Source organism: Desulfobulbus alkaliphilus, assembly GCF_016918545.1.
In the GTDB taxonomy this organism is placed as follows: domain Bacteria; phylum Desulfobacterota; class Desulfobulbia; order Desulfobulbales; family Desulfobulbaceae; genus Desulfobulbus; species Desulfobulbus alkaliphilus.
In genome coordinates this window covers 1-452 of record NZ_JAFFQC010000228.1, presented here as the reverse complement: position 1 = coordinate 452, position 452 = coordinate 1, and the positions used below count along the sequence as shown (strand labels likewise).

General features: G+C 64.8%; 1 pseudogene. It reads right to left on the bottom strand.

What is annotated here, in order from left to right:
• Nucleotides 1-38: 38 nt before the first annotated feature.
• Nucleotides 39-452 (bottom strand): annotated as a pseudogene (gene lysK, locus JWG43_RS20840) (lysine--tRNA ligase); the annotation flags it as partial.

Genomic DNA, 452 nt, shown 5'->3' with positions numbered 1-452 from the left:
CCTTTAGGAGGGCATCACGCAACAACCATGACGCAAGGTCAAGGTTGCGCCAGCTCTCCGTTTGCGCCCGCCTCGATCAGGGCAATCGTCTGCGGCAGGCCGTAAATGGCCGCGAACGAACCAAAGCGCGGCCCCTGGCTGGCGCCCAGCAGCACCTCGTAGAGCGCGCCGAACCACGCCCGCAGCGGCTCGAAAGCGTGGGCCTTGCCGACCGCATAGACCTCGTTCTGGATCAGTTCGCCGTCGGATGTGTCGGCCGGCAGCGCCTTCAGCCGTTCGGCCAGGTCCAGCAGCGCTGCCTTCTCCTTGTCGTCCGGCAGGCGATAGGACTTCGAGGGCTTCACGAAGTCCTCGTAGTAGTTCAGCGCGTGGTCCATCAGCCGGTCCAGCAGGGGCTCGTTCTGCGGCGTGGCGTCAGGCAGGTATTTGGCGAAATAGGCCCACAGCTGGTC